We start from the raw sequence: 22,732 nt of genomic DNA on the forward strand, positions 1-22,732 counted from the left end.
AGTTTTCTTCTTATGAAAATAATTACATTTAACTATGATTCCCTATACTCTAATCCATATAATAATAGCCACTCTTGAATATTACTCTTTATATCAAAACCTAGCTTCGAGATTGTATCAGTTATTATTTCTGTATTTAATTTTTCTTTTTCCAAAACCTTTTGAATTTCTGCAGACCATATTTTAAGATTTTCATCCAAGCTAACAAATGATACTATCCCTAATCCCATATCAACATTTTTAGTTATTGTATTTGCCACTACACACGGAATACCTGCACACTGTGCTTCTAATGCAACAATTCCAAATCCCTCAAAAAGTGATGGAAAAAGAAAAACATCAAACATCCTTATAATTCTTGGAATATCTTTTCTTACTCCTAAAAATCTAACTTTTTCATAGATACCTAGTCTTTTGGATTCTAGCTCAATAGACTTCTGTAACGGACCATCTCCTACTAAAACAAGCATAAAATTAGGATCATATTTTAATACCTCATTGAAAACTTTCAATATAAATATATGATTTTTAGATTCAGAAAAACGCCCAATATGACCAATCACTTTCTGTTCAACTGGTATATTGAATTCATTCCTTATTTTATTATCATCCTGCATATTTACATTAATAAATTGATTAATATCTATTGCGTTTTTCATTATCTTTACCTTTGAATTATCAATGTTTTTTTGAAATAAAAAACGTGCAGATTCTACACTGCACGCACAATAATTTGTTCCTGCATAAGTAATAACTGTTCGTAAAAAACTCAATAAAACTTTCCCTTTTACCCCCGATCCCATCGGCCAATTATTACTATGTGAATGACAAATCCTTATTTTTATACCAGCTATTTTAGCAGCAATAGCCACAATCCCCCCCTGATAATCAGTATGTGCATGAGCCGCCACATATTGATTATCAGACATTACCTTAACAAGCTCTTTAATGTATGAAAGAGGGCCTAGCTGTCCTAAGCTAGATATTCGATGTATTTTCCCACCTAACGCAATGATTTCCTTATCATAATCACTTTCTTCACTTTTATGGGAAACAAAATCAAATTGCACCATTTCTCTATCTATATTCCTATATACATTCATTAATAAGGTCTCAGCGCCACCTCGGTCCATCGCACTAACGATATGTAACACTCTTTTTGGTCGTTCTTGTTTAAACATTGAAAATTACTCCCATCTAAGAACGATTTTCAAATATATATTTTATCCCCAAAAACTACTCTTATAAACTATTCCTAAAGTAATAATATGTTCATATACAAAGTAAACAAAATAACATAATATTACTGCATAGTAAATTAACTTTTGATCCTTTTCTATAAATAACTTTATAACCCACGATATCAATATCAAGTGATATAGCCCAAAATATATGGAGAATCTTGCAAAAATCCAATTTTGAGTTGAAATAATCATAAAAACTAGACCTAACAATGCCATATTTACGATATAATCACTTTCCGGAAAAATCTCTCTTAATTTATGTCTCCCAATATAAGCTAGAATGAGCGGTATTGCATCCACAGCAACCCGAAGAATATTAGCTCCTCCTTCTTGAAAATCCTTATAGTGACCATATTGTGTATCCCCTATAGTTGCAAAGAAAATTTCTGCAAACTGATTAAACCCTATTACTATAAATACCGCAACAAAGAGTAGTATAAATGATATTGTCGACCATGCTTTTCTTCGGACTACAAAATAAATAGGAATTAATACAAGGGCGCTTTGATGAAAAGTAGAAGCAAATAGGACAATCAAAAAATATCTCTTCCAATTCCCATCTAAAATATATTTTGTAGCAGTAAAAATAATCGCTGCAGTTAAATACTGTCTTACTCCATTCATTGACACTAAATACATGCCGGATGCGATATACACATATAAACTTAATTCAATCATTCTTGAATATTTATATAGAACTGCTACTATTAATATATTTGTTAATAGAGCTGTTATCAAAATCAAAACTTGCGGATCATTCGTATATACTTTTAAAATCATTTGTAAAATACTAAATCCAACGTCCTTACTACTTTGAATATAATCCCAATTAAAATCAGTAACTGTAAAAGCATGCATATAAAAATACGTATCACCAATATTATTTCTAAAACCAGATACTAGTACAAGAGAGGTCGTCGCCATTAAAATCAAGAGTCGATTCGGTTTTAACATCACAATTTCTGAAGTTACTGGCATCGCAAAATACCGTGCAAAAAACGCTAGTACGAACACTATAAAGAAATTCATCCAAAGTATAGTCATTATTCTTCCCTCTTATCAATCCTAATTAAATTTCTATATATTTACTTTCATTCTTGTTTTCAATGTAATGTAACTATATAGAATAATCCCAAATGGCACTGCACAAAGGGTAAGCACTTTGCATGGTGACTCTTTTATAAATTTTTTATTCTTCGCAATAATGCTACTTGATACATAATGTACAGCTTGTCTATATTTAAACAATCTATTTGCAAATGGTAGCTTCATCAGTTCCTTACGATAAAAAGCAAAACCTTTTGGATTTTTACAATACTGACTTAGCATATTCATCGACGAACCATCAGGCATATATTCAACATAACAAAGTGCTTCGTTCATGAGTAACATCTCATATTTCTGATCCAACATATAGTATTTATATGCCAAACCTACATACTTTTCATTTTTAAAAACCGGATAAGGATACTTCCTAGTGAGTTCTGTTCGATATACTAATTTCTTATCTCCAGTTACACCATGTTTATTGTAAAGATTAAAAAGTGTAGAACGGTTAAGATTTAATGGTAGCTTTGAACCAATTACTGTCCCATCTTTATATAAATCAAGAGCAATAATTCCACTTACTTGGTCACTTCCATTTTCATCCCAAAATGAAATAATTTTCTCTACGGCGTCACTAGGCATTGAGTCATCTGAATCAATACATACATTAAGTTCTGTATCAATCATCTCGTAAGCTGCATTATGAGCACCATGCATCCCTTGATTTACTTGCCAGTAATACCGTATGCTTATGCAATCTTCAGAAATCCAAGATTGCACTAACTCCTTTGTATAATCATCAGACCCATCATCTATAATTAACCATATAAAATCTTTACACGTTTGCTGCTTCAAACTTTCATAACACCCCTGAAGACAATATGCTCGATTATATGTAGGGGTAAAAATCGTTAGCCTTTTCAATATGCTCACCTCGATACTGCTACATAAAATTTTTGGGTAAACTTTGTAATATTTTTTATATCGTATCCTTTTTCAGCTAATACATTTTGTTCCACACTTCGCGATACCTGCTTGTTCGCTATATTTTGTAATGGACCTACCCAATTTCTTATTTCTAACAATGAACACTGTTCAACTAAATTCAACCCCAAATCCACATCTTGTGTAATAGTGTCCGATATAATACATGGCAAACCCGCCCCTTGTGCTTCAATAAGAGTAACTGGTAAACCTTCATAAATAGATGGAAATATAAATGTATCAAATGCTTGTAATAAACGATTAATATCGCTACGTATTCCTAAAAATTTAACTTTATCTGTTAGATTCAGTTTCTCTACTTTTTTCTTCATTTCTAATCGAAGCGGCCCATCTCCAACTAATAGAAGAATAGAGTTCGGCCTGTATTCTATTAATTGAGCAAAAATATCAATTAAAAAAGTATGATTTTTTGGATGCGCAAATCTTCCCACGTGTCCAATCACAAAAACATCCCCATGAAGGTTGAGTTCTTTTCTTACCTGCGCTCTAATGTCTGGATTAAATGTAAATTCATCACATTCAATTCCATTTTTTAATATTTTTGTTGCACTTTCTCTATTAGCAAACAACCATTGCGCTGCAGCTACTGAACACGCTAAAAAATGTGTAGCACACGACGTAATAAATGCTCCTGCATACCATTTATATATTTTTGCTATAGCCCCACCCTCACTGCTTGTACTATGACTATGCGCAATCCTAACTGGCACCCTTGCTTTTTTTGCTGAACGAAGGACAAATCCGCTCATTTTATCCATATGTGAATGAATGATTTTATATTGTGGATGAGAGTTAAAGAAGGTATTGAGAGCCTTTATATAACCTCTATGACCAACATCTGTAACGTATGGAATTCTATGAACTTCCCCGCCCAACTTTACTATCTCTTCATCAAATACTCCCTCTTTACAAGTTAAAAAATCAAATTGTACTTTTGAGCGGTCTATATTACGATACAAATTCATAATTAAAGTTTCGGCTCCGCCTCTATTCATATTTACGACTACATGTAATACTCTTAATGGAGTGCCCAATTTAAATCCTCCATTTCATCCATATAACTTGTATAAATTTCTTTTTTCTCTTTCAATACTTCATTAACTGAATATTCATTCACAATAATAGTACGTCCATACTGTCCAAACTGCGCTTGTAATTTAGTATTTTTAGAAATAGTATTGATTCTTTCAGCCATCGTCTTTATGTCATCGCGTTCTATAGTCCAACCATTTTTATTATTAATAATTAACTCCCTGTGCCCTCGGTTACTTGTAGCTACAACCGGAAGTCCACAAGCCATGGCTTCCATAATATTAACTGGCAAACCTTCCCTGTAACTGGATGCAACAGCTAGATCACACATCAGTAGCAAATGGGCTATATCATTTCTATAACCAAGAAAGTGCACCATACTACTCACACCTAGTTGCGTCGCTATTTTTTTGCACTCTTCCATTAACGGACCTTCTCCAGCAAGCAAAAGCTTTACATGTGGCATTTCATTTTTTAATTGTGCTAATACATGGATTAAAAAGCTTTGATTTTTATTCTTATTAAATTCAGCAGCATAAAACATTAAAAAATCTTTAGACTTATAACCATTTTTATGTCTTATTTTCTCCTTTTCACTTTCAGTAACAGGAACATATCGTTCTATATCTACCCCTACACCATGAACGAGTTTAATATCTTTAGCTTGAAAACGATGTTTAACCGCTAAATTGTAATCTTCTTGATTAATTGTTATGAGACAATCTGTAGTAGTAGCTAAACTTCTTTCGATTGGATAGTATAAAAGCCAATTTATAAACGGCGATCCTTTACAAAAGTGAAATCCATGCGCCGTATATATTACCTTTGTCCCTTCCCGCCGTGCTTTCCGGGCAGCTATTCGAGCAATTACACCTCCCATAGGCGTATGACAATGAATGATTTTATATTTATTTTGGTGAATAATTGATTTTAGTTTTTTATATGCATGAAGGTTTTGTATGCTAAGAGGTGATCTTTGAATAGGAATATTATATTTTTGAGTTACGTACGGAAGGTGCATATTCCCATTCGCTGCAACATGTACTTCCCAACCTTGGTCTGCAAACCATTTCAAATACGGTAAATGAAATGCTTTAAAATGATAATCCACAGTTGCACAAAACAGAACTTTTTTAGACACCATCCCACGCACCCGTCTTATTATAAATTTTTGCCTTTAACCTGATACTGGTATTAATAGCTTTAAAGTTTTACGCTGATTCACTAAATTTAACAATCGCTTTCTTAATTCTAATTCACCTAATGCTGAATATTCAGAAATCATTTTTTCTATCTCATCTATACGAACATTCATTTCTTGTCCTACATAAATTCTCGGGTGGACTTGCTTTTCATTCATTTCATCTTCTTTTAGTAATTCTTCAAACAATTTCTCTCCAGGGCGTATACCCGTAAATTCTATTCCTATTTCATCCACAGAGTTTCCTGATAATCGAATGAGGTTTTTAGCAAGATCCACTATTTTTACTGGTTCTCCCATATCCAGTACAAAAATTTCTCCACCTTTTGCTAACGCACCGGCTTGTACTACCAGTCTAGATGCCTCCGGAATAGTCATAAAATAACGAACCATATCTGGGTGAGTAACTGTAACTGGCCCCCCTTTTTGAATCTGCTTCTTAAATAACGGGATAACACTCCCTCTACTTCCTAAGACATTTCCAAATCGTACAGTAACAAACTTTGTATGACTTATTTTATCTTTATGTTGTATTACCATCTCAGCTAATTTCTTTGTCGCCCCCATAACACTCGTTGGGTTCACTGCTTTATCCGACGAAATCATAACAAACGTTCCTACTCCATGTGTTTTTGCCGCCTCTGCTATATTCATAGTCCCAATCAAATTATTTTTAACTGCCTCTTCAGGATTGTTTTCCATCAATGGTACATGTTTATGTGCAGCAGCATGATATACAACATGAGGAAGATGTTTATTCATGATTAAATGCATCTTCTTTTCATCTTGAATATCTGCGATTTCTGGAATAAACACGCCTTTTTTATCATTATGTTTTTCATTTAATTCCATTTCTATTGAATATATACTGTTTTCTCCGTGCCCTAATAAAATCAATTTTTTCGGCTTAAATTTCGCAACTTGTCTACAAATTTCTGAACCTATTGATCCACCTGCACCAGTAACTAAAATGACTTTATCCGTTATATAATCTGAAATGATATCCACATCTAACTCTACAGGATCACGCCCTAATAAATCTTCTACTTGAACATCTCTGAATTCATTCACTGAAACTTTACCTGTTACTAAGTCTTCTAACATTGGAAGAATTTGCGTTTTTACATTTGTTTTTAAACAATCTTTTAAAATATTATTTCTATCTTTCTTGTTTAGCGAAGGAATTGCTAAAATTATCATTTCAATATTCAGTTTTTTGATAACGTAATCAATTTGGTTCGTACCACCAATTACCGGAATCCCCCAAATATCAAGATTATGTTTTTTGACATTATCATCAATAAACGCGACTGGCATTAATTCCGTAGCACTATTCTTCAACAACTGTCTTGCAACCATTGTCCCAGCGGATCCCGCACCAACAATTAACGTTCTTTTCTTATCTCCTTTTTTTACATAATAAATATCTCTGTACATTCTCCAAATAAAGCGAGAACCACCTATTAATAAAATATGAATCATCCAAGTAACAACTAACAATCGAAAATACATTTTCCCCATGACTAGTTGCTGTACAACCGCTGTAGTAAGTATAGAAAATGTAACAACCTTGCATATAATTAGCAATTCTCCTATACTTGCATATTCCAATGCCTTTTTATACAACTTATAAATAAAAGCAAACAAATGATGACTAACTAATAAAGTGATAGAGCTAATAACTGATGATAAAGTGATAACACTGAAGCTAGCATTTACAAAAAAATAACTGAAAAAAATAGCAGTTAATACTATCAGTGAATCCATTAAAAGCAATAACGATATCCTCCGGCGATACGTCATATAACTTCCTCCTTTAATCAATTCCTTACTTAACTCTTTCAAACTTAAAGTTTCTAACTATATTCTCTTTATTAAAAACACATAGTTAGAAACTTTAATAAAACATGGGCATCTAACCCTCCCTCACATTACACTTTTGACGACTGGCATCTAAGGTTGTTTTCACAACCCACAGCATAATCGAGTGCCTCCATTGATAGCGGTCAGGAGACATCACCACATCACGATTTTATTTTCTTCTTTATAACGAACAATTCCACTTGTGAAAGTTTAATTTAAAAATAGCCTTTATACTTTCCCATTCAAAATCGCACCCAACATTCTACTTTTCGTAAAACTTAGTGCCCTTTTCGTTTCAAGTGCGTCTTCGTTCACAGTGCGATTATATCGGATCACCAAAAGTACTCCTTCACACTTATCAGCTAATACGCTCGTATCTGTTACTTCTAATACAGGGGAAGAGTCAAATAATATGATGTCATACCGTTCCATCGCCTTTTGAATCAACATATCCATTTCCTCTGAACTAAGTACTTCTGACGGATTGAATGGTACTGGACCGCTAGTTAATACATCCAGACTCTCCATCCTTGTTTTTTTTACAGCACCTACCAAATTTGTTTTTCCGTTCAATATGTCAGTTAATCCAATTGTATTTTCTACTTCTAACATTTCATGAATCGTTGGTGTTCGTAAATTCGCATCTATTACCAATACTTTTTCACCTTTTTGTGCTATTGAGACTGCTAAATTTACTGTAATCGTTGATTTCCCTTCACCGTACCTCGGAGAAGTAATCACTATCGTCCTGATTTTATGCATAGACGAAGATAATTGAATGTTTGTTCGAAGCGAACGATACTGCTCCGAAATTTTCGATCTTGGGGCGGTATACGCAACTATACTTTCTCCTTTAACTTTATTTGTTTTCCGTCTATTTTTGTATGCCACTCCGTTCCCTCCCCCAATAACACTGTATTTTTCCCACTAAATTTATCTTTCATATTCTTCTTATTCATTTTAGAAATCCCACCCAAAACAGGGATATCTAACAATTGTTCAATTCGTCGTTCTGATTGGATTCTCTCATCCAATGAATCCAATAAAAAAATAAAACCGATACTGAGCACCATACCTAACGTGAATGCGATTAGTATCGTCTTAAAGTGATTTATATTTATAGGCATAGAACTTTTTTGAACTGGATCCTCTGGTAATATACTTACATTATTAAAATTCAGTATATTTGCTACTTCTTGCTTATAAACAGCCGCTGTCGTATTTGCAATTTTATGTGCAAGCACAGGATCCATATCCACTACATTTATCCTCATAATTTGAGAGCCTTGTACACTTTCTGTACTTATTTGTCCACTTAATGCACCTGCTGATCTGTTTATATTCAATTCAGCAGCTACTTTTTCTAATATTACAGGCTCATTTACCATTACTTTCAATGTATTCATCGTTTCGGCATTAGCTTGAACAATTACCCTTGCCGAAGAAGCATACAAAGGCGTTTTCATATACATACTATACAGGACTCCTCCTACCGTTGTGAGCGTCGTAAACAATAGTAGTATCCACACCCTTTTCCGCATTAAAGTGAATAGATTTTTCAAATTTATTTCCTTATTCATTACTTCTCCCCCTCATTTAATACCAATGAGATTTCAGTTAAAACCCCCATAAGAACTATAAATAAAGCTCATGTTTTTTATTTTTTAAATATATAAACATTACTAATTACTGTCATTTTAGTTCTTTATATAGAACGAGTCAATATAATTTATTTTTGTTTAATCACCTCTTAATTTCAACTCAAAAATTACGACAATATTCTTCATAATTCACTGTAGATAAATGACGAAAACACCCTATTACTGCAGTATCAGGATGTTTTTCTTTGTATTAAAACGGATTATAGCAAGGCTTTTTAAAACTTTTAAATCGGTCGTATATTATAACTCACTTTTTCAATTGAAATTCATTTCACATTGGTATTAGCAAATACATTTTTGAATTTGTTTGCCCCTTTATATCCCTCCTATAAAAATGTTTTGTAAATAAAAAACCCTCAACACATTATGTGTCAAGGGTTTAAGCCTCTTAGTATAGAGACATATATTGATCGCGTTCCCATTGGTGAACTTGCGTGCGGAAGATGTCCCACTCAATCTCTTTTGCTTCGATGAAGTGCTCAAGTAAATGTTCTCCTAGTGCACCGCATACTACTTCATTAGATTGTAATGTAACTAATGCTTGCGCTAATGTTGCTGGTAAGTCAACGATACCTGCTTCTTCGCGCTCTTCTTTTGTCATTACATAGATGTTACGGTCTACTGCAGCTGGTGGAGTTAATTTGTTTTTAATTCCATCAAGACCTGCTGCTAATAATGTAGCCATTACTAAATATGGGTTTGCAGCTGGGTCAACACTACGTACTTCTACGCGTGTACTAATACCACGAGATGCAGGGATACGTACTAATGGGCTACGGTTTTGTGCAGACCATGCTACGTAACAAGGAGCTTCGTATCCAGGTACTAAACGCTTGTAAGAGTTTACAGTTGGATTTGCTACCGCTGTAAATGCTGGTGCGTGTTTTAAAATACCTGCGATGAAGTGACGAGCATCATCACTTAATTGTAAGTCACCGTTTTGATCGAAGAATACGTTCTCACCATTTTTGAATAGTGATAAGTTACAGTGCATACCTGAACCGTTCACACCATATAATGGTTTTGGCATAAATGTTGCGTGTAAACCGTGTTTACGAGCAATTGTTTTTACAACAAGTTTGAATGTTTGAATGTCATCACATGAGCGAATTGCATTTGCATATTTAAAGTCAATTTCGTGTTGCCCTGGAGCAACCTCATGGTGAGACGCTTCAATTTCAAAGCCCATTTCTTCAAGTTCAAGAACGATATCACGACGACAGTTTTCCCCTAGATCCATCGGCGCAAGGTCGAAGTATCCACCGTTATCGTTTAATTCTAATGTTGGATTTCCTTTTTCATCTACTTTAAATAGGAAGAATTCTGGCTCTGGTCCAAGATTGAAATCTGAGAATCCTAATGCTTCCATTTCTTTTAATACACGCTTTAAGTTGTTACGTGGATCGCCATCAAATGGAGTGCCATCTGCATTGTAAATATCACAGATTAATCGAGCTACTTTTCCTTTTTCAGCTGTCCAAGGGAAAATTACCCAAGTATCTAAATCTGGATATAAGTACATATCAGATTCTTCAATACGTACGAAACCTTCAATAGAAGATCCATCAAACATCATTTTGTTATCAAGAGCTTTTGTTAATTGGCTCACTGGAATTTCTACGTTTTTAATTACTCCTAAAAGGTCCGTAAATTGTAAGCGGATATACTTTACATTCTCTTCTTTCGCCAAACGGAAAATATCTTCTCTTGTGTACCTAGCCATTATAAATTCCTCCTTAGTCCCTCTAAACACCTTCAGAATCAGTTATCTTTAGTGAAAAAACCTTGAAATGTCACCTTGTCGCAATGAAGTCCGATTAAATCTACCTGTATGTTGTAGTTCATCTCGAAGTATTTTGCGAAGCTCAGTTTTTGAAATTTCTTTCGTTTCTTCTTTTACTTTCACTGTTTCTGTTTGATTTACTTTCATTAGTAACACTTGTTTAATACCAGCCATATTCAAGCCTTGATCTAATAAATCTTTAATCTCTAACAACTTATCTACATCGTTAAATGAAAATAACCTACGATTCCCCTTTGTACGGGTTGGAGAAACAAGATTATGCTCTTCATAGTAGCGAATTTGACGTGCAGATAATTGTGTTAAATCCATAACAATACCAATAGGAAACAGCGGGGCAGAACGTCTATCTTCTTTCATTGTTTCAGTTCCTCCTTCGCCTTAACTGCTTCTCATTTTATACCATGTTATGTTTAGTGTCAATAGATGTTAGCTTTTCTTACATGATTTTTTTATAAATTTTTTCATTCTTTTTTCTAATGAGATTAATCATTACTTTCACACGAAAAAAGCTGTCGAAATCGACAGCTTCCCCTTAAGAAATTGTTAATAATTCTTTTTCAATTAACGCATCAATTGCAGAACAAATCGCGATCTTCACATGTGAATAAGTTAACCCACCTTGCACGTAAGCAACATAAGGCGGACGAATTGGACCATCAGCTGACAATTCAATACTTGCACCTTGAATAAACGTTCCCGCAGCCATAATTACATCATCTTCATAACCCGGCATATAGTTGGCATATGGAGTGAAGTGAGAATTAATTGGAGATGCATATTGAATCGCTTGGCAGAATGCAATCATACGATCTTTATCATCAAATTGAACAGACTGAATTAAATCTGTTCTTGGTGCATTCCATGCTGGTGATGTATTCATTCCTAACTTCTCTAAAAATGCAGCTGTAAAAATCGCACCTTTTAGCGCTTGTCCCGCTACATGCGGTGCTAAGAAGAAACCTTGATACATTTCTTGCAGACTGTATAAAGATGCCCCTGCTTCCGCACCGATTCCCGGAGATGTTAAACGATATGCACACGCTTCAACATACTGTTCTTTACCAACAATATAACCACCAGTTTTAACAATTCCACCACCAGGGTTTTTAATAAGCGAACCTGCCATTAAATCTGCACCAACATGACATGGCTCTTGCTCTTCAATAAACTCACCATAACAGTTATCTACAAACACAACAACATCAGGTTTAATTTCTTTAACGAATGCTATCATCTCTTTAATTTGAGAAATAGTAAACGATGGACGAGTAGCATAACCTTTTGAGCGCTGAATCCCAATCATCTTCGTATTACTATGAATTGCAGTCGCAACAGCTCCAAAATCAACAAACCCCTCTTCAGTAAGCGGAACTGCATTATAACCAATATTATATTCTTTAAATGAACCTACACCTTTTCCGCGTACACCAACGATTTCTTCTAACGTATCATACGGTTTGCCAGTGATGTACAATAACTCATCTCCCGGACGTAAAACACCAAATAACGCTGTAGAAATAGCATGAGTACCTGAAATAATTTGCGGACGAACAAGACCAGCTTCCGCTCCAAATACATCCGCATACACTTTTTCTAACGTATCACGGCCAATATCATCATAACCGTAACCTGTCGTCGGAATAAAATGCGAATCACTAATTTTATGTTTACGGAAACTTTCTAACACTCGAAACTGATTGCTTTCAATTACTTCATCCGCGCGTTTATGTACTTCTGTAATCTGGCTCTCTACTTCTTTTACGATTGGAGCAATTTTTTCTCCATTTTTCAAACGATCAAACATTTTTATTTTCTCCTTCTTCCACTAAAAATCTCTTTAATTGCACATTAAGCGATGAATGAGCAAAAATATACCCCACGCAATCATATACAAATTTATCTTCCAGAAACTCCATCTTTGTTAATAGCGTCTCCGTCTTTAATAGCGTTAACAGCTTACCTTCACTCGGTGGAATTTCCACTTGATAACGATTCATTTCTTCCTTCATTTTCGTTTCTATCGCTTCTTTTATATGTAATAAATCACTTTGTTCAAAGGCACTAGTCATTAAGAAGTCACTTTTCGGAAACGGAATAAAGTTTTGATGTAATTCATCTTTTTTATTATATAACGTAATAATAGGAATATGATTAATTTCAAGTTCTGACAATAATTGTTTTACTGTTTTCTCATGCCCTACATAATTAGGATCTGCTGAATCAACTACATGTAAAATAACATCCGCTTCACCAGCTTCTTCTAATGTCGAACGAAAAGCAGCAATTAATGACGTAGGTAAATCTTGTATAAAACCCACCGTATCAGTTAGTAATACTGTATAACCTGAAGGTAACGGCATCTTCCTTGTCGTCGGGTCTAGCGTTGCAAACAACAAGTTTTCTTCAAACGTATCTGCTTCCGTCAATCTATTAAACAGTGTAGATTTTCCCGCATTCGTATACCCTATTAATGAAACTTGAAATACTTTATTATCTTTTCTTCTCTCACGATATCTTTTTCGATGCTCCACAACAACTGCAAGTTGTTTCTTTATTTCATCAACGCGTGATCGAATATGACGACGATCCGTCTCAAGTTTCGTCTCACCCGGCCCTCTCGTTCCAATACCACCACCAAGACGTGATAAAGACAATCCTTGCCCCATAAGACGTGGCATTGTATATTGCAACTGAGCTAATTCTACTTGAAGCTTACCCTCCCTCGACTTCGCACGTTGCGCAAAAATATCTAATATTAGTTGCGTTCGATCAATTACCCTCGCATCTAATACTGAGGATAAATTCCGAATTTGACTCGGCGTTAATTCGTTATTAAATACGATAACATCCGGTTCTAATTCTTCCGTTAACATTGTAAGCTCTTCTAATTTACCTTTACCTATATAAGTCGCCGGATGAAACTTCGGTCGTTTTTGCGTTGTAGACACTAACAATTCTGCTCGTGCAGTCTTCGCTAGCGATGCAAGCTCTTTCATGGAATGCATAAACTTTTCATCATCATCTTGTGGCAATTGACAGCCTACTAATATGACTTTTTCTTTTTCTTCCATCAAATATGTTCACTCATCCTTTTCGAAATTTAAACCTTCTAATATAATAGCAGAGGAAGCACATTTCATCTAGTTAGCGGGGGAGAAAATTCATGGCATGGGAGATTTTTAGCATCATAGGCACAATCGCTTTCGCACTAAGCGGAGCCATTGTTGCAATGGAAGAGGATTATGATATTTTCGGGGTGTATATTTTAGGAATGGCAACCGCATTTGGGGGAGGTGCCCTTCGTAATTTATTAATCGGTTATCCGATTGTCGCGTTTTGGCAACAAGACATGTTATTCCAAATCGCACTACTATCAATGACGATTATTTTTCTTTTTCCTAATAAATTAATTAGACATTGGAAAAAGTGGGAAAATATCACTGATGCTATCGGCTTATCAGCATTCGCCGTACAAGGAGCATTATACGCTCAAAAATTAAATTTACCAATTAGCGCTACAATCGTAGCAGCTGTTTTAACTGGTATTGGCGGTGGTATCATCCGCGATCTTTTAGCCCGCAGAAAACCTCTCGTCCTTCGAGCTGAAGTATATGCCTTTTGGACGATTCTAGCAGGTTTCTTAATCGGTGCTCAAATTATTGTTAGCGATTGGGCTCTATATACCTTATTCATTTTAATTGTTTGCTTCCGCATGGTTTCTATTCATTACAAATGGCATTTACCGCATAGACGTATCGATACAAAAGAACGTTCAGTGCATAAATAGCAATCCAACCTCTTTACAGATCGTAAAGAGGTTTTTCTTTTCTAACGAGTTTTTCTTTACATAATGTTTATACTAATCCTCAAAGCGAGGTGAACACAAATGACAAACCACGTTAATAAAGGTGCTCAAAAAAGCTCAGTAGGTCAAATTGGACACGATTCTAATTCTGCACACGAAAAAAGCGCTAAAATGGAACGCTTCCATAAATCTTATCAAGAAAAAGCAAAAAAAGAGTAGCAGCACTTATACAAAAAACAGACGCACAGTTTACGTACTGTGCGTCTCCTCTTCAAGCATCAAATCACAACTTGATATCCCAATTAAATCATATTTATCATACGTATCCTCTTGCAACAACCGCATAGCCTGTGTACGAATCGATTTTTCAACAATATTCCGTACATATCTTCCATTACTAAACGATGTAATTTGCGATGAGTACTTTACAGCATGTAAATGATCTCTAAATTTCCATTCAGCCTCTTTCGATAACTGGTATTCACGTTCTTCATACATCCTCTTCCCAATTTCCAACAGTTGATTTACTGAGTAATCAGAAAATTCTATTATAAACGGAAAACGTGATTGCAGTCCTGGATTTAATGAAAGAAAGTGATTCATCTCTCTTGAATAACCGGCTAAAATCAATACAAAACCGTGTTGTTTATCTTCCATATGTTTTACGAGCGTATCAATTGCTTCTTTCCCAAAATCTTTTTCTCCCCCTCGGGCTAATGAATACGCCTCATCAATAAACAAAATACCTCCCATTGCTTTTTTTATTAAATCTCTTGTTTTCTGAGCTGTATGACCGATGTACTCTCCTACAAGGTCAGCTCGTTCAGCTTCAACTAAGTGCCCTTTTGATAGAATATTCATCTCAAACAACAATTTCCCTATCATTCTAGCAACAGTTGTCTTCCCTGTACCTGGATTCCCTTTAAACAACATATGGAGTACTTGCTTCTCAGATTTCAACCCTATTTCTTGTCTTTTTTTATTCACATAAATCCAAGCATATATTTCTTTTATTATCTTTTTTATATCATCCATCCCAACAAGCTTTCCCATCTCTTCTTCAATTCTTTGCAACATCTCATGTTTCGTAGTAGTTTCACTTGAAATCACTGTTTTATTTTCTGCGGCCGGTAAAGAAATTTTCTTTCGATGATTTAACACAATGTTAATTTGATTATTATTTTTCTTTCGCATCGATTGTTCCATACAATCACCTCATTTTATCCCGCATGAACAGGCAGTAAGACTCCCACCTCAAAATTCAGCAAATGCTAGGAAGTTAGCCGGGAGATAACTGTCCGTAAATGCCCGATTGGTTCAACTAATAATCAGAGGGATGAACAAAATCCCCACTGATTAAAGTTTCACTTTATCCACTCACCAAATATTATTATTCCGGTCTCCCTTGCAAATGACTATTTTCAGAAAAGTTTGCTATAATATAAGAAATAATGAAGGTGGTGGGACTATGGAGACAACGGAATTCCATGATACAATACAAGCCTTTTCTATTTTTTTATTGAATAAAGGCCGAAAACCTTCAACCATTAAACGTTATGTTTATGACATTGAAGATTTCGGACATTGGTTAGAAAAAAACAAAAAGCTCCCTTCCAGTAATATATGGGCTACACTTTGTACAAAAGACTACGAAGATTACTTTTCCGACCTAAAAAAGAATCGACATTACTCAGAGAAAACGATGCACCGTGTATTTATTGTATTAAATAGAATGCATCATTTTCTAAACATCCCTAACCCATTAAAGAACATGGAAATTTCTATTCAACCAGACCGCACACTTCGTAACGAAGATTTCATTTCATCTGATGAAGAAAAAAGATTAAAACATATAATCACTTCATTAGAAGGACTTTCAGAAAAACAACGTCCTGTGCGCCCTTTATTAATGGATCGTAATGTTGCTATTTTAAACTTATTAATCGACTATGGATTATCCTTACAGGAACTTACAGCGTTAACTATGCATCACGTTCACTTTGAAACTAACACATTATCTATCCCAGCAACCGCAGGGGTAGAAAGAACAATTACATTAACTAACGAAGACAAAAAACAACTATATACTTATTACAAAAGCATCCCTGAACCCGTTCGTCCAAAATACCATAGTCATGACCCATTATTTATCGCATTTGATTTTAATCGCGGAACATACAGATGGGTATACGAAAATGATGCACCGAAGGGATTAACAGAAATCGCTATCCAAAAAATGATTCGCCTTGAAGTATCTAGAGCTAATTTATGCAAAGGAATCTCAGGACAACACTTTCGTAACACCTATATTTTAAACTTAATAAAAAAAGAAATTCCAGAGTCAGAAATTATAAAACTAGCTGGATTTAAATCAAAAGTTTCACTAAAACGATATTATCAATACGCAGAAAATAGAAAAAACGCCTTATCATGAGGCGTTTTTTCTATTTTTTCTTTAAACAAACGATTTTACTATGACCATTTAACTAATTTTTGCATCTACTATGATGAGTTTCATTCACATTCTCATTAGAAAGGAGAGATTTAATGTCTCGTTATGACGACAGTCAAAACAAATTCTCCAAACCATGCTTTCCAAGTAGCGCTGGACGAATCCCAAATACCCCATCGATCCCAATTACTAAAGCACAACTTAGAACATTTCGCGCAATCATTATCGATTTAACAAAAATAATCCCAAAACTTTTTGCAAATCCATCTCCCCAAAATATTGAAGATCTAATTGATACATTGGACCTACTAAGTAAATTTATTTGTTCACTAGAAGCTACTTCCTCCCTGAAAGCGCAAGGATTAGCAATTATTAAAAACTTAATAACTATATTAAAAAATCCAACTTTCGTAGCAAGTGCTGTATTTGTTGAACTCCAAATTTTAATTAATTATTTACTTTACATCACAAAGTTATTCCGAATCGATCATTGTACACTCCAAGAACTCCTTAAATTAATTGCAGAGTTACAAACTACTCTAGTTAATTCAGCTTCGTTCGGCAGAGGTCCTACCGGGCCTACTGGACCTCGAGGTAACACAGGCGCTACTGGTGCCACTGGGCCTCAAGGTAACACGGGCGCTACCGGTGCTACTGGGCCTCAAGGTAACACGGGGGCTACTGGTGCCACTGGACCTCAGGGTAACACAGGTGCTACCGGTGCCACTGGACCTCAGGGTAACACAGGTGCTACCGGTGCCACTGGACCTCAAGGTGTTCAAGGTAACACGGGCGCTACTGGGGCTACTGGACCTCAAGGTAACACAGGTGCTACCGGTGCCACTGGACCTCAGGGTAACACAGGTGCTACCGGTGCCACTGGACCTCAGGGTAACACAGGTGCTACTGGTGCCACTGGACCTCAAGGTGTTCAAGGTAATACTGGGGCTACTGGACCTCAGGGCGTTCAAGGTAACACGGGCGCTACTGGTGCCACTGGACCTCAAGGCGTTCAAGGTAACACGGGCGCTACTGGGGCCACTGGTGCCACTGGATCTCAAGGTGCTCAAGGTAACACGGGCGCTACTGGGGCCACTGGACCTCAAGGTGCTCAAGGTAACACGGGCGCTACTGGGGCCACTGGACCTCAAGGTGTTCAAGGTAACACGGGCGCTACTGGGGCTACTGGACCTCAAGGTGTTCAAGGTAACACGGGCGCTACTGGTGCCACTGGACCTCAGGGCGTTCAAGGTAACACGGGCGCTACTGGTGCCACTGGACCTCAGGGCGTTCAAGGTAACACGGGTGCTACTGGTGCCACTGGACCTCAAGGTGTTCAAGGTAATACTGGTGCTACTGGACCTCAGGGCGTTCAAGGTAACACGGGCGCTACTGGTGCCACTGGACCTCAGGGCGTTCAAGGTAACACGGGTGCTACTGGTGCCACTGGACCTCAGGGTGTTCAAGGTAACACAGGTGCTACCGGCGCTACTGGACCTCAAGGTGTTCAAGGTAATACTGGTGCTACTGGACCTCAGGGCGTTCAAGGTAACACGGGCGCTACTGGTGCCACTGGACCTCAGGGCGTTCAAGGTAACACGGGTGCTACTGGTGCTACTGGTCCTCAAGGTGCTCAAGGTAACACGGGCGCTACTGGACCTCAAGGTGTTCAAGGTAACACGGGTGCTACTGGACCTCAAGGTGTTCAAGGTAACACAGGTGCTACCGGCGCTACTGGACCTCAAGGTGTTCAAGGTAATACTGGTGCTACTGGACCTCAGGGCGTTCAAGGTAACACGGGCGCTACTGGTGCCACTGGACCTCAGGGCGTTCAAGGTAACACGGGTGCTACTGGTGCTACTGGTCCTCAAGGTGCTCAAGGTAACACGGGCGCTACTGGACCTCAAGGTGTTCAAGGTAACACGGGTGCTACTGGGCCTCAGGGCGTTCAAGGTAACACGGGTGCTACTGGCGCTACTGGTGCTACTGGGCCTCAAGGTGCTCAAGGTAACACGGGTGCTACTGGGCCTCAAGGTGCTCAAGGTAACACGGGTGCCACTGGACCTCAAGGTGTTCAAGGTAACACAGGTGCTACCGGACCTCAAGGCGTTCAAGGTAACACGGGTGCTACCGGACCTCAAGGCGTTCAAGGTAACACGGGTGCTACTGGGCCTCAGGGTGTTCAAGGTAACACGGGCGCTACTGGGCCTCAAGGTGTTCAAGGTAACACGGGCGCTACTGGTGCTACTGGTCCTCAAGGTGCTCAAGGTAACACGGGTGCTACTGGGCCTCAAGGTGTTCAAGGACCAACAGGTGCTACCGGCGCCACTGGTATAGGAGCTACTGGACCTACTGGACCTTCTGGTGGACCTACTGGACCTACCGGGCCTACTGGACCTAGCTTCCCTGTAGCAACAATTGTTGTAACAAACAATATTCAACAAACAGTATTACAATTTAATAACTTTATTTTCAGTACTGCAATTAACGTAAACAATATTATCTTTAATGGCACAGATACAGTTACAGTTATCAACGGTGGTATTTATGTCATTAGCGTATCCATCTCTACAACTGCACCAGGATGTGCCCCACTTGGAGTAGGAATTTCAATAAATGGAGCAGTCGCAACTGACAACTTCTCTTCAAATCTAATAGGCGACTCACTTTCATTCACTACGATCGAAACATTAGCTGCCGGCGCAAACATTTCCGTCAAACCTACCCTTAGCGAAATTACAATTCCTGAAACAGGAAACACTAACATTCGCCTTACTGTATTTAGAATCGCTTAAATTTCACTATGTATCGTTTATGGCAAATAAAAAAAGAGCGAGAAATCCGCTCTTTTTTTGTTATGTACAATAATTCATTACTACTCTAATTCAATTGAAACATTTTTTTGTGGTACAAATGTAGAAATTGCATGTTTATAAATAAGCTGTTGCTTACCCTCTGTTTCCAGTAGGACTGTAAAATTATCAAATCCTTTAATTAATCCACGAAGCTGGAAACCATTTAATAAGTACAGCGTAACAAACGTATTTTCTTTACGGAGTTGATTTAAAAACTGATCTTGAATATTGATTGATTGCTTCATGTCGAATCCTCCTCTTTTTCTCTACTTACTATTATTCGACTTTAGTTGTAACTTTCCTTCTATGTATCGTAAAATTTCTGACGTTTTTTCACCGCCTGTAACATCAAACCACGTGACATCCATCTTATTACGGAACCACGTTAATTGACGCTTTGCATAACGACGTGAATTCGTCTTTAATTGTGATACCGCTTCTTCTAAAGAGACACGATCCTCAAAATAATCATATATCTCTTTATACCCAATCGCTTGAATAGATTGACAATCTTTTATCCCACGATTATACAGCCCTTCTACTTCCTCTAATAAACCTTGTTCCATCATTAAATCTACTCGTAAGTTAATGCGATCGTATAGCATTTCTCGATCCATTGTCAAGCCAATTAGTGAAACATCATATAATAACTCGTTTTCTTGTTTTTCGAGTTGTTCACTCATTTTTTCACCCGTCGTGTGGAAAATTTCTAACGCTCTAATGACACGACGTACATTATTTGCATGAATACGCTCAGCACTTTCTGGGTCTACTTCTTGTAATTTCTTATGTACATATTCCACACCACGTTCTAATGCTAACTTTTCCATTTGTTCTCGGTATATAGCATCGCCAGCATCATCCGTAAACTGATAATCGAATAAAACAGATTGTATATACAGACCAGTTCCACCAACGATAATTGGCAATTTACCACGCTCTGCAATCTCTCGAATATGCTTACGAACACGTTCTTGAAATTCGGCAACAGAAAATGATTCTTCCGGATTTTTTATATCGACCATATAATGCGGAATTCCATCCATCTCTTCTTTTGTCACCTTTGCAGTTCCAATATCCATCGTACGATAAATCTGCATGGAATCTCCACTTATAATTTCACCATTCAACGCTTTGGCAAGATCAATACTTAACTTCGTCTTTCCAACAGCAGTTGGTCCAATGATGACAGCAACTTTTTCACGTTGCACTTCTCCCATATCATTCAACTCTCTTTATGTAATGTACTCCATCTATTGATTATATCCAATCTTACCAATTTTAACGGCATGATTGCAAGTTCTTTCATTCCGGTACATGAAATTTCAAATAAAAAAGAACATAGTTTGTCCAATTCCGCATATACATGATTAAAAATACCTTCGAGAGGATGAGTTGACTATGAAACAATCCACCATCAATTTTTCATCTTTAACAAAAGACCTTATTTTAGCTACTGCTACAAAAGAACAAAATTGTTCACAAGAAGAATTATATTTCGCCTTAAATTGTTTGCTACGTTCTTTTCATTCTACTCTCCAAGAAACAACATTACATCCAGAAAATAAAAATACAGAGTATATACAAAATCAATTTTGCAGTGCCTATAAAATTATTACAGGTAAAACTATTTATCCTTTTCAATAACCCATAAAAGGCGGTTGCTTACATACTTTCAAGCAACCGCCTTTTATATTAATACATATACACTATTTGATCACTTTCACTTTTACAGATTTGCGCCCCCAGCTATCGGCACTACCATCTGAACCGACTAATACATCAATACGATTTCCTTTAATCGCACCACCAGTATCTCCAGCAATCGCTTCTCCATATCCTTCTACCCATACTTTTGATCCAAGCGGAATTACTTTAGGATCAACAGCAATTACTTTCATATTCGGATTTGCTGTTAAGTCATGCCCCATTGCAGTTAATACACGACCACCATACGTACCATTCTCACTTGGATGCGCTGTATACGCTGTCGCTTCTACTGTTATTTCACGTCCACCAGCAGGTGCACTTGTTTCAGTAGATTTCGTAACTTGTTTCGTAGTTGACTGCTGTTTTGCCACAGGTTTACTTGATTCTACATTTTTAACAGACTCTTTGCTCTTAACTACTTTATTATTTTTAACCGGCGTATTTACTCTTACTGGCGCCTCTTCTTGCGTTACAACTTCTTTCTTTTCAATTACAGGTGCCGTCCCTGTTAAAAATGGCATGTGAACATATCCCGTTTTTCCATTATAGTCAAATTGTAACCATTCATTTTGAACTTGATTTGTCGTTTCAATTACATCACCTTTATTCAGCTTACCAAGAATTTCAGAGTCAGTATTCGCTCCAGCACGAACATTTAACACGCCCGGCGTTACATAATATGTACTTTTTGTAAATTCAGCACTTACAAACGCTTCTTTACCATTTAATTTAATTTTTGCCCATCCGTTTTCTGTATTTATAACATCTAATTTATTTCCACTTAACATTTTACCTACAAGCTTTGACTCTACAGTTGGGTTTTCTCTAACATTTAATACGTCTGTTGTTACAATCGTTTCTGCTTTCGCAGAACCTGCAAAAATCCCAAGACCAAAAACTGCCGCCGTTGCTATACCTAATAATTTTTTCATGAATAGCCTCCATTTGCTTTGTTTTCGTATTTTCATTATAGCAACAGATTTTTAGGATTTTTAGAAATCACACAATTACAAACCATTCGTAATACACGATTAATGAGTTGTAACATAAATT

The 22,732-nt window shown here is 36.7% G+C and carries 21 protein-coding genes; 5 read left to right on the forward strand and 16 right to left on the reverse strand.

Annotation, left to right across the window (positions count from 1 at the left end; genetic code table 11):
• Positions 1-32 precede the first annotated feature (32 nt).
• The 12 genes from QCI41_RS08790 to hflX all read right to left on the reverse strand — a co-directional run bounded on the left by QCI41_RS08790 (position 33) and on the right by hflX (position 13,928).
• The gene (locus QCI41_RS08790; protein WP_000476157.1) at positions 33-1,181 is read right to left on the reverse strand and encodes a glycosyltransferase family 1 protein; all 1,149 of its coding nucleotides are present in this window, start codon (positions 1,179-1,181) and stop codon (positions 33-35) included.
• 42 nt (positions 1,182-1,223) lie between these two features.
• Positions 1,224-2,288, reverse strand: coding sequence for an EpsG family protein (locus QCI41_RS08795; protein ID WP_353837613.1), 1,065 nt, complete (start codon positions 2,286-2,288; stop codon positions 1,224-1,226).
• Positions 2,289-2,321: 33 nt separating this feature from the next.
• Positions 2,322-3,215 carry a glycosyltransferase family 2 protein gene (locus QCI41_RS08800; protein WP_061672877.1) on the reverse strand — a complete coding sequence of 298 codons (894 nt, stop codon included), beginning with the start codon at positions 3,213-3,215 and terminating at the stop codon, positions 2,322-2,324.
• 5 nt (positions 3,216-3,220) lie between these two features.
• Positions 3,221-4,330 (reverse strand): glycosyltransferase family 1 protein, encoded by a 1,110-nt coding sequence (locus QCI41_RS08805; protein WP_088081768.1) that lies wholly within the window; start codon positions 4,328-4,330, stop codon positions 3,221-3,223.
• Entirely contained in the window at positions 4,315-5,472 is a 1,158-nt protein-coding gene (locus QCI41_RS08810; RefSeq protein ID WP_353837612.1) for a glycosyltransferase family 4 protein, read from the reverse strand. The genes QCI41_RS08805 and QCI41_RS08810 overlap by 16 nt, the downstream gene beginning before the upstream one ends.
• Positions 5,473-5,505: 33 nt before the next feature.
• The gene (locus QCI41_RS08815; RefSeq protein ID WP_353837611.1) at positions 5,506-7,332 is read right to left on the reverse strand and encodes a polysaccharide biosynthesis protein; all 1,827 of its coding nucleotides are present in this window, start codon (positions 7,330-7,332) and stop codon (positions 5,506-5,508) included.
• Positions 7,333-7,620: 288 nt separating this feature from the next.
• Positions 7,621-8,283 carry a CpsD/CapB family tyrosine-protein kinase gene (locus QCI41_RS08820; RefSeq protein ID WP_000323607.1) on the reverse strand — a complete coding sequence of 221 codons (663 nt, stop codon included), beginning with the start codon at positions 8,281-8,283 and terminating at the stop codon, positions 7,621-7,623.
• Complete coding sequence (locus tag QCI41_RS08825; RefSeq protein WP_353837610.1) at positions 8,232-8,972, reverse strand: YveK family protein; 741 nt, start codon at positions 8,970-8,972, stop codon at positions 8,232-8,234. Before QCI41_RS08825 ends, QCI41_RS08820 begins: the two co-directional genes overlap by 52 nt.
• Positions 8,973-9,441: 469 nt before the next feature.
• Positions 9,442-10,776 (reverse strand): type I glutamate--ammonia ligase, encoded by a 1,335-nt coding sequence (glnA, locus tag QCI41_RS08830; protein ID WP_000135338.1) that lies wholly within the window; start codon positions 10,774-10,776, stop codon positions 9,442-9,444.
• Positions 10,777-10,824: 48 nt separating this feature from the next.
• Positions 10,825-11,214 carry a transcriptional repressor GlnR gene (gene glnR / locus QCI41_RS08835; protein WP_000656785.1) on the reverse strand — a complete coding sequence of 130 codons (390 nt, stop codon included), beginning with the start codon at positions 11,212-11,214 and terminating at the stop codon, positions 10,825-10,827.
• A gap of 175 nt (positions 11,215-11,389) precedes the next feature.
• Positions 11,390-12,661 (reverse strand): methionine gamma-lyase family protein, encoded by a 1,272-nt coding sequence (locus QCI41_RS08840; RefSeq protein ID WP_075312333.1) that lies wholly within the window; start codon positions 12,659-12,661, stop codon positions 11,390-11,392.
• Positions 12,654-13,928, reverse strand: a complete 1,275-nt coding sequence (gene hflX, locus QCI41_RS08845) for a GTPase HflX (protein ID WP_000391406.1) — start codon at positions 13,926-13,928, stop codon at positions 12,654-12,656. The genes QCI41_RS08840 and hflX overlap by 8 nt, the downstream gene beginning before the upstream one ends.
• A gap of 92 nt (positions 13,929-14,020) precedes the next feature.
• Here hflX and QCI41_RS08850 point away from each other — a divergent pair, with 92 nt between their 5' ends.
• Complete coding sequence (locus tag QCI41_RS08850) at positions 14,021-14,644, forward strand: trimeric intracellular cation channel family protein (protein WP_000312271.1); 624 nt, start codon at positions 14,021-14,023, stop codon at positions 14,642-14,644.
• 99 nt (positions 14,645-14,743) lie between these two features.
• Positions 14,744-14,881 carry a hypothetical protein gene (locus tag QCI41_RS08855; protein ID WP_000181498.1) on the forward strand — a complete coding sequence of 46 codons (138 nt, stop codon included), beginning with the start codon at positions 14,744-14,746 and terminating at the stop codon, positions 14,879-14,881.
• A 30-nt stretch (positions 14,882-14,911) separates the two neighbouring features.
• Here the strand turns inward: QCI41_RS08855 and spoVK are convergent, their stop codons facing one another.
• A complete protein-coding gene (gene spoVK / locus QCI41_RS08860) occupies positions 14,912-15,868 on the reverse strand; it encodes a stage V sporulation protein K (protein WP_000438186.1) in 957 nt (318 codons plus the stop codon).
• A gap of 262 nt (positions 15,869-16,130) precedes the next feature.
• On the opposite strand from spoVK, the gene QCI41_RS08865 reads away from it, so the two are divergent.
• Entirely contained in the window at positions 16,131-17,096 is a 966-nt protein-coding gene (locus QCI41_RS08865; RefSeq protein WP_353837609.1) for a tyrosine-type recombinase/integrase, read from the forward strand.
• A 113-nt stretch (positions 17,097-17,209) separates the two neighbouring features.
• The gene (locus QCI41_RS08870) at positions 17,210-19,909 is read left to right on the forward strand and encodes a Gly-Xaa-Xaa repeat protein (protein ID WP_353837608.1); all 2,700 of its coding nucleotides are present in this window, start codon (positions 17,210-17,212) and stop codon (positions 19,907-19,909) included.
• A gap of 80 nt (positions 19,910-19,989) precedes the next feature.
• Here the strand turns inward: QCI41_RS08870 and hfq are convergent, their stop codons facing one another.
• Positions 19,990-20,214, reverse strand: coding sequence for an RNA chaperone Hfq (hfq, locus tag QCI41_RS08875; RefSeq protein WP_000813896.1), 225 nt, complete (start codon positions 20,212-20,214; stop codon positions 19,990-19,992).
• 21 nt (positions 20,215-20,235) lie between these two features.
• On the reverse strand, positions 20,236-21,189 hold the full coding sequence (gene miaA, locus QCI41_RS08880; RefSeq protein ID WP_353837607.1) for a tRNA (adenosine(37)-N6)-dimethylallyltransferase MiaA: 954 nt from the start codon (positions 21,187-21,189) through the stop codon (positions 20,236-20,238).
• Between the two features lie 181 nt (positions 21,190-21,370).
• Here miaA and QCI41_RS08885 point away from each other — a divergent pair, with 181 nt between their 5' ends.
• Entirely contained in the window at positions 21,371-21,616 is a 246-nt protein-coding gene (locus QCI41_RS08885; RefSeq protein WP_000814419.1) for a hypothetical protein, read from the forward strand.
• A 62-nt stretch (positions 21,617-21,678) separates the two neighbouring features.
• Here QCI41_RS08885 and entD read toward each other — a convergent pair whose 3' ends face one another.
• Positions 21,679-22,611 (reverse strand): cell wall-binding protein EntD, encoded by a 933-nt coding sequence (gene entD / locus QCI41_RS08890; protein WP_098190051.1) that lies wholly within the window; start codon positions 22,609-22,611, stop codon positions 21,679-21,681.
• Positions 22,612-22,732 lie beyond the last annotated feature (121 nt).

This window comes from Bacillus cereus group sp. MG4, assembly GCF_040460055.1.
Taxonomy (GTDB): Bacteria; Bacillota; Bacilli; order Bacillales; family Bacillaceae_G; genus Bacillus_A; species Bacillus_A wiedmannii.

What these genes read in the sequence shown, in the direction of transcription:
- QCI41_RS08790 (WP_000476157.1), bottom strand. Translation starts at nt 1,181, where the DNA reads ATGTTTAAACAAGAACGACCAAAAAGAGTGTTACATATCGTTAGTGCG.
- QCI41_RS08795 (WP_353837613.1), bottom strand. Translation starts at nt 2,288, where the DNA reads ATGACTATACTTTGGATGAATTTCTTTATAGTGTTCGTACTAGCGTTT.
- QCI41_RS08810 (WP_353837612.1), bottom strand. Translation starts at nt 5,472, where the DNA reads ATGGTGTCTAAAAAAGTTCTGTTTTGTGCAACTGTGGATTATCATTTT.
- QCI41_RS08815 (WP_353837611.1), bottom strand. Translation starts at nt 7,332, where the DNA reads ATGACGTATCGCCGGAGGATATCGTTATTGCTTTTAATGGATTCACTG.
- QCI41_RS08825 (WP_353837610.1), bottom strand. Translation starts at nt 8,972, where the DNA reads ATGAATAAGGAAATAAATTTGAAAAATCTATTCACTTTAATGCGGAAA.
- glnA (WP_000135338.1), bottom strand. Translation starts at nt 10,776, where the DNA reads ATGGCTAGGTACACAAGAGAAGATATTTTCCGTTTGGCGAAAGAAGAG.
- glnR (WP_000656785.1), bottom strand. Translation starts at nt 11,214, where the DNA reads ATGAAAGAAGATAGACGTTCTGCCCCGCTGTTTCCTATTGGTATTGTT.
- QCI41_RS08840 (WP_075312333.1), bottom strand. Translation starts at nt 12,661, where the DNA reads ATGTTTGATCGTTTGAAAAATGGAGAAAAAATTGCTCCAATCGTAAAA.
- hflX (WP_000391406.1), bottom strand. Translation starts at nt 13,928, where the DNA reads ATGGAAGAAAAAGAAAAAGTCATATTAGTAGGCTGTCAATTGCCACAA.
- QCI41_RS08850 (WP_000312271.1), top strand. Translation starts at nt 14,021, where the DNA reads ATGGCATGGGAGATTTTTAGCATCATAGGCACAATCGCTTTCGCACTA.
- QCI41_RS08855 (WP_000181498.1), top strand. Translation starts at nt 14,744, where the DNA reads ATGACAAACCACGTTAATAAAGGTGCTCAAAAAAGCTCAGTAGGTCAA.
- spoVK (WP_000438186.1), bottom strand. Translation starts at nt 15,868, where the DNA reads ATGGAACAATCGATGCGAAAGAAAAATAATAATCAAATTAACATTGTG.
- QCI41_RS08865 (WP_353837609.1), top strand. Translation starts at nt 16,131, where the DNA reads ATGGAGACAACGGAATTCCATGATACAATACAAGCCTTTTCTATTTTT.
- QCI41_RS08870 (WP_353837608.1), top strand. Translation starts at nt 17,210, where the DNA reads ATGTCTCGTTATGACGACAGTCAAAACAAATTCTCCAAACCATGCTTT.
- hfq (WP_000813896.1), bottom strand. Translation starts at nt 20,214, where the DNA reads ATGAAGCAATCAATCAATATTCAAGATCAGTTTTTAAATCAACTCCGT.
- miaA (WP_353837607.1), bottom strand. Translation starts at nt 21,189, where the DNA reads ATGGGAGAAGTGCAACGTGAAAAAGTTGCTGTCATCATTGGACCAACT.
- QCI41_RS08885 (WP_000814419.1), top strand. Translation starts at nt 21,371, where the DNA reads ATGAAACAATCCACCATCAATTTTTCATCTTTAACAAAAGACCTTATT.
- entD (WP_098190051.1), bottom strand. Translation starts at nt 22,611, where the DNA reads ATGAAAAAATTATTAGGTATAGCAACGGCGGCAGTTTTTGGTCTTGGG.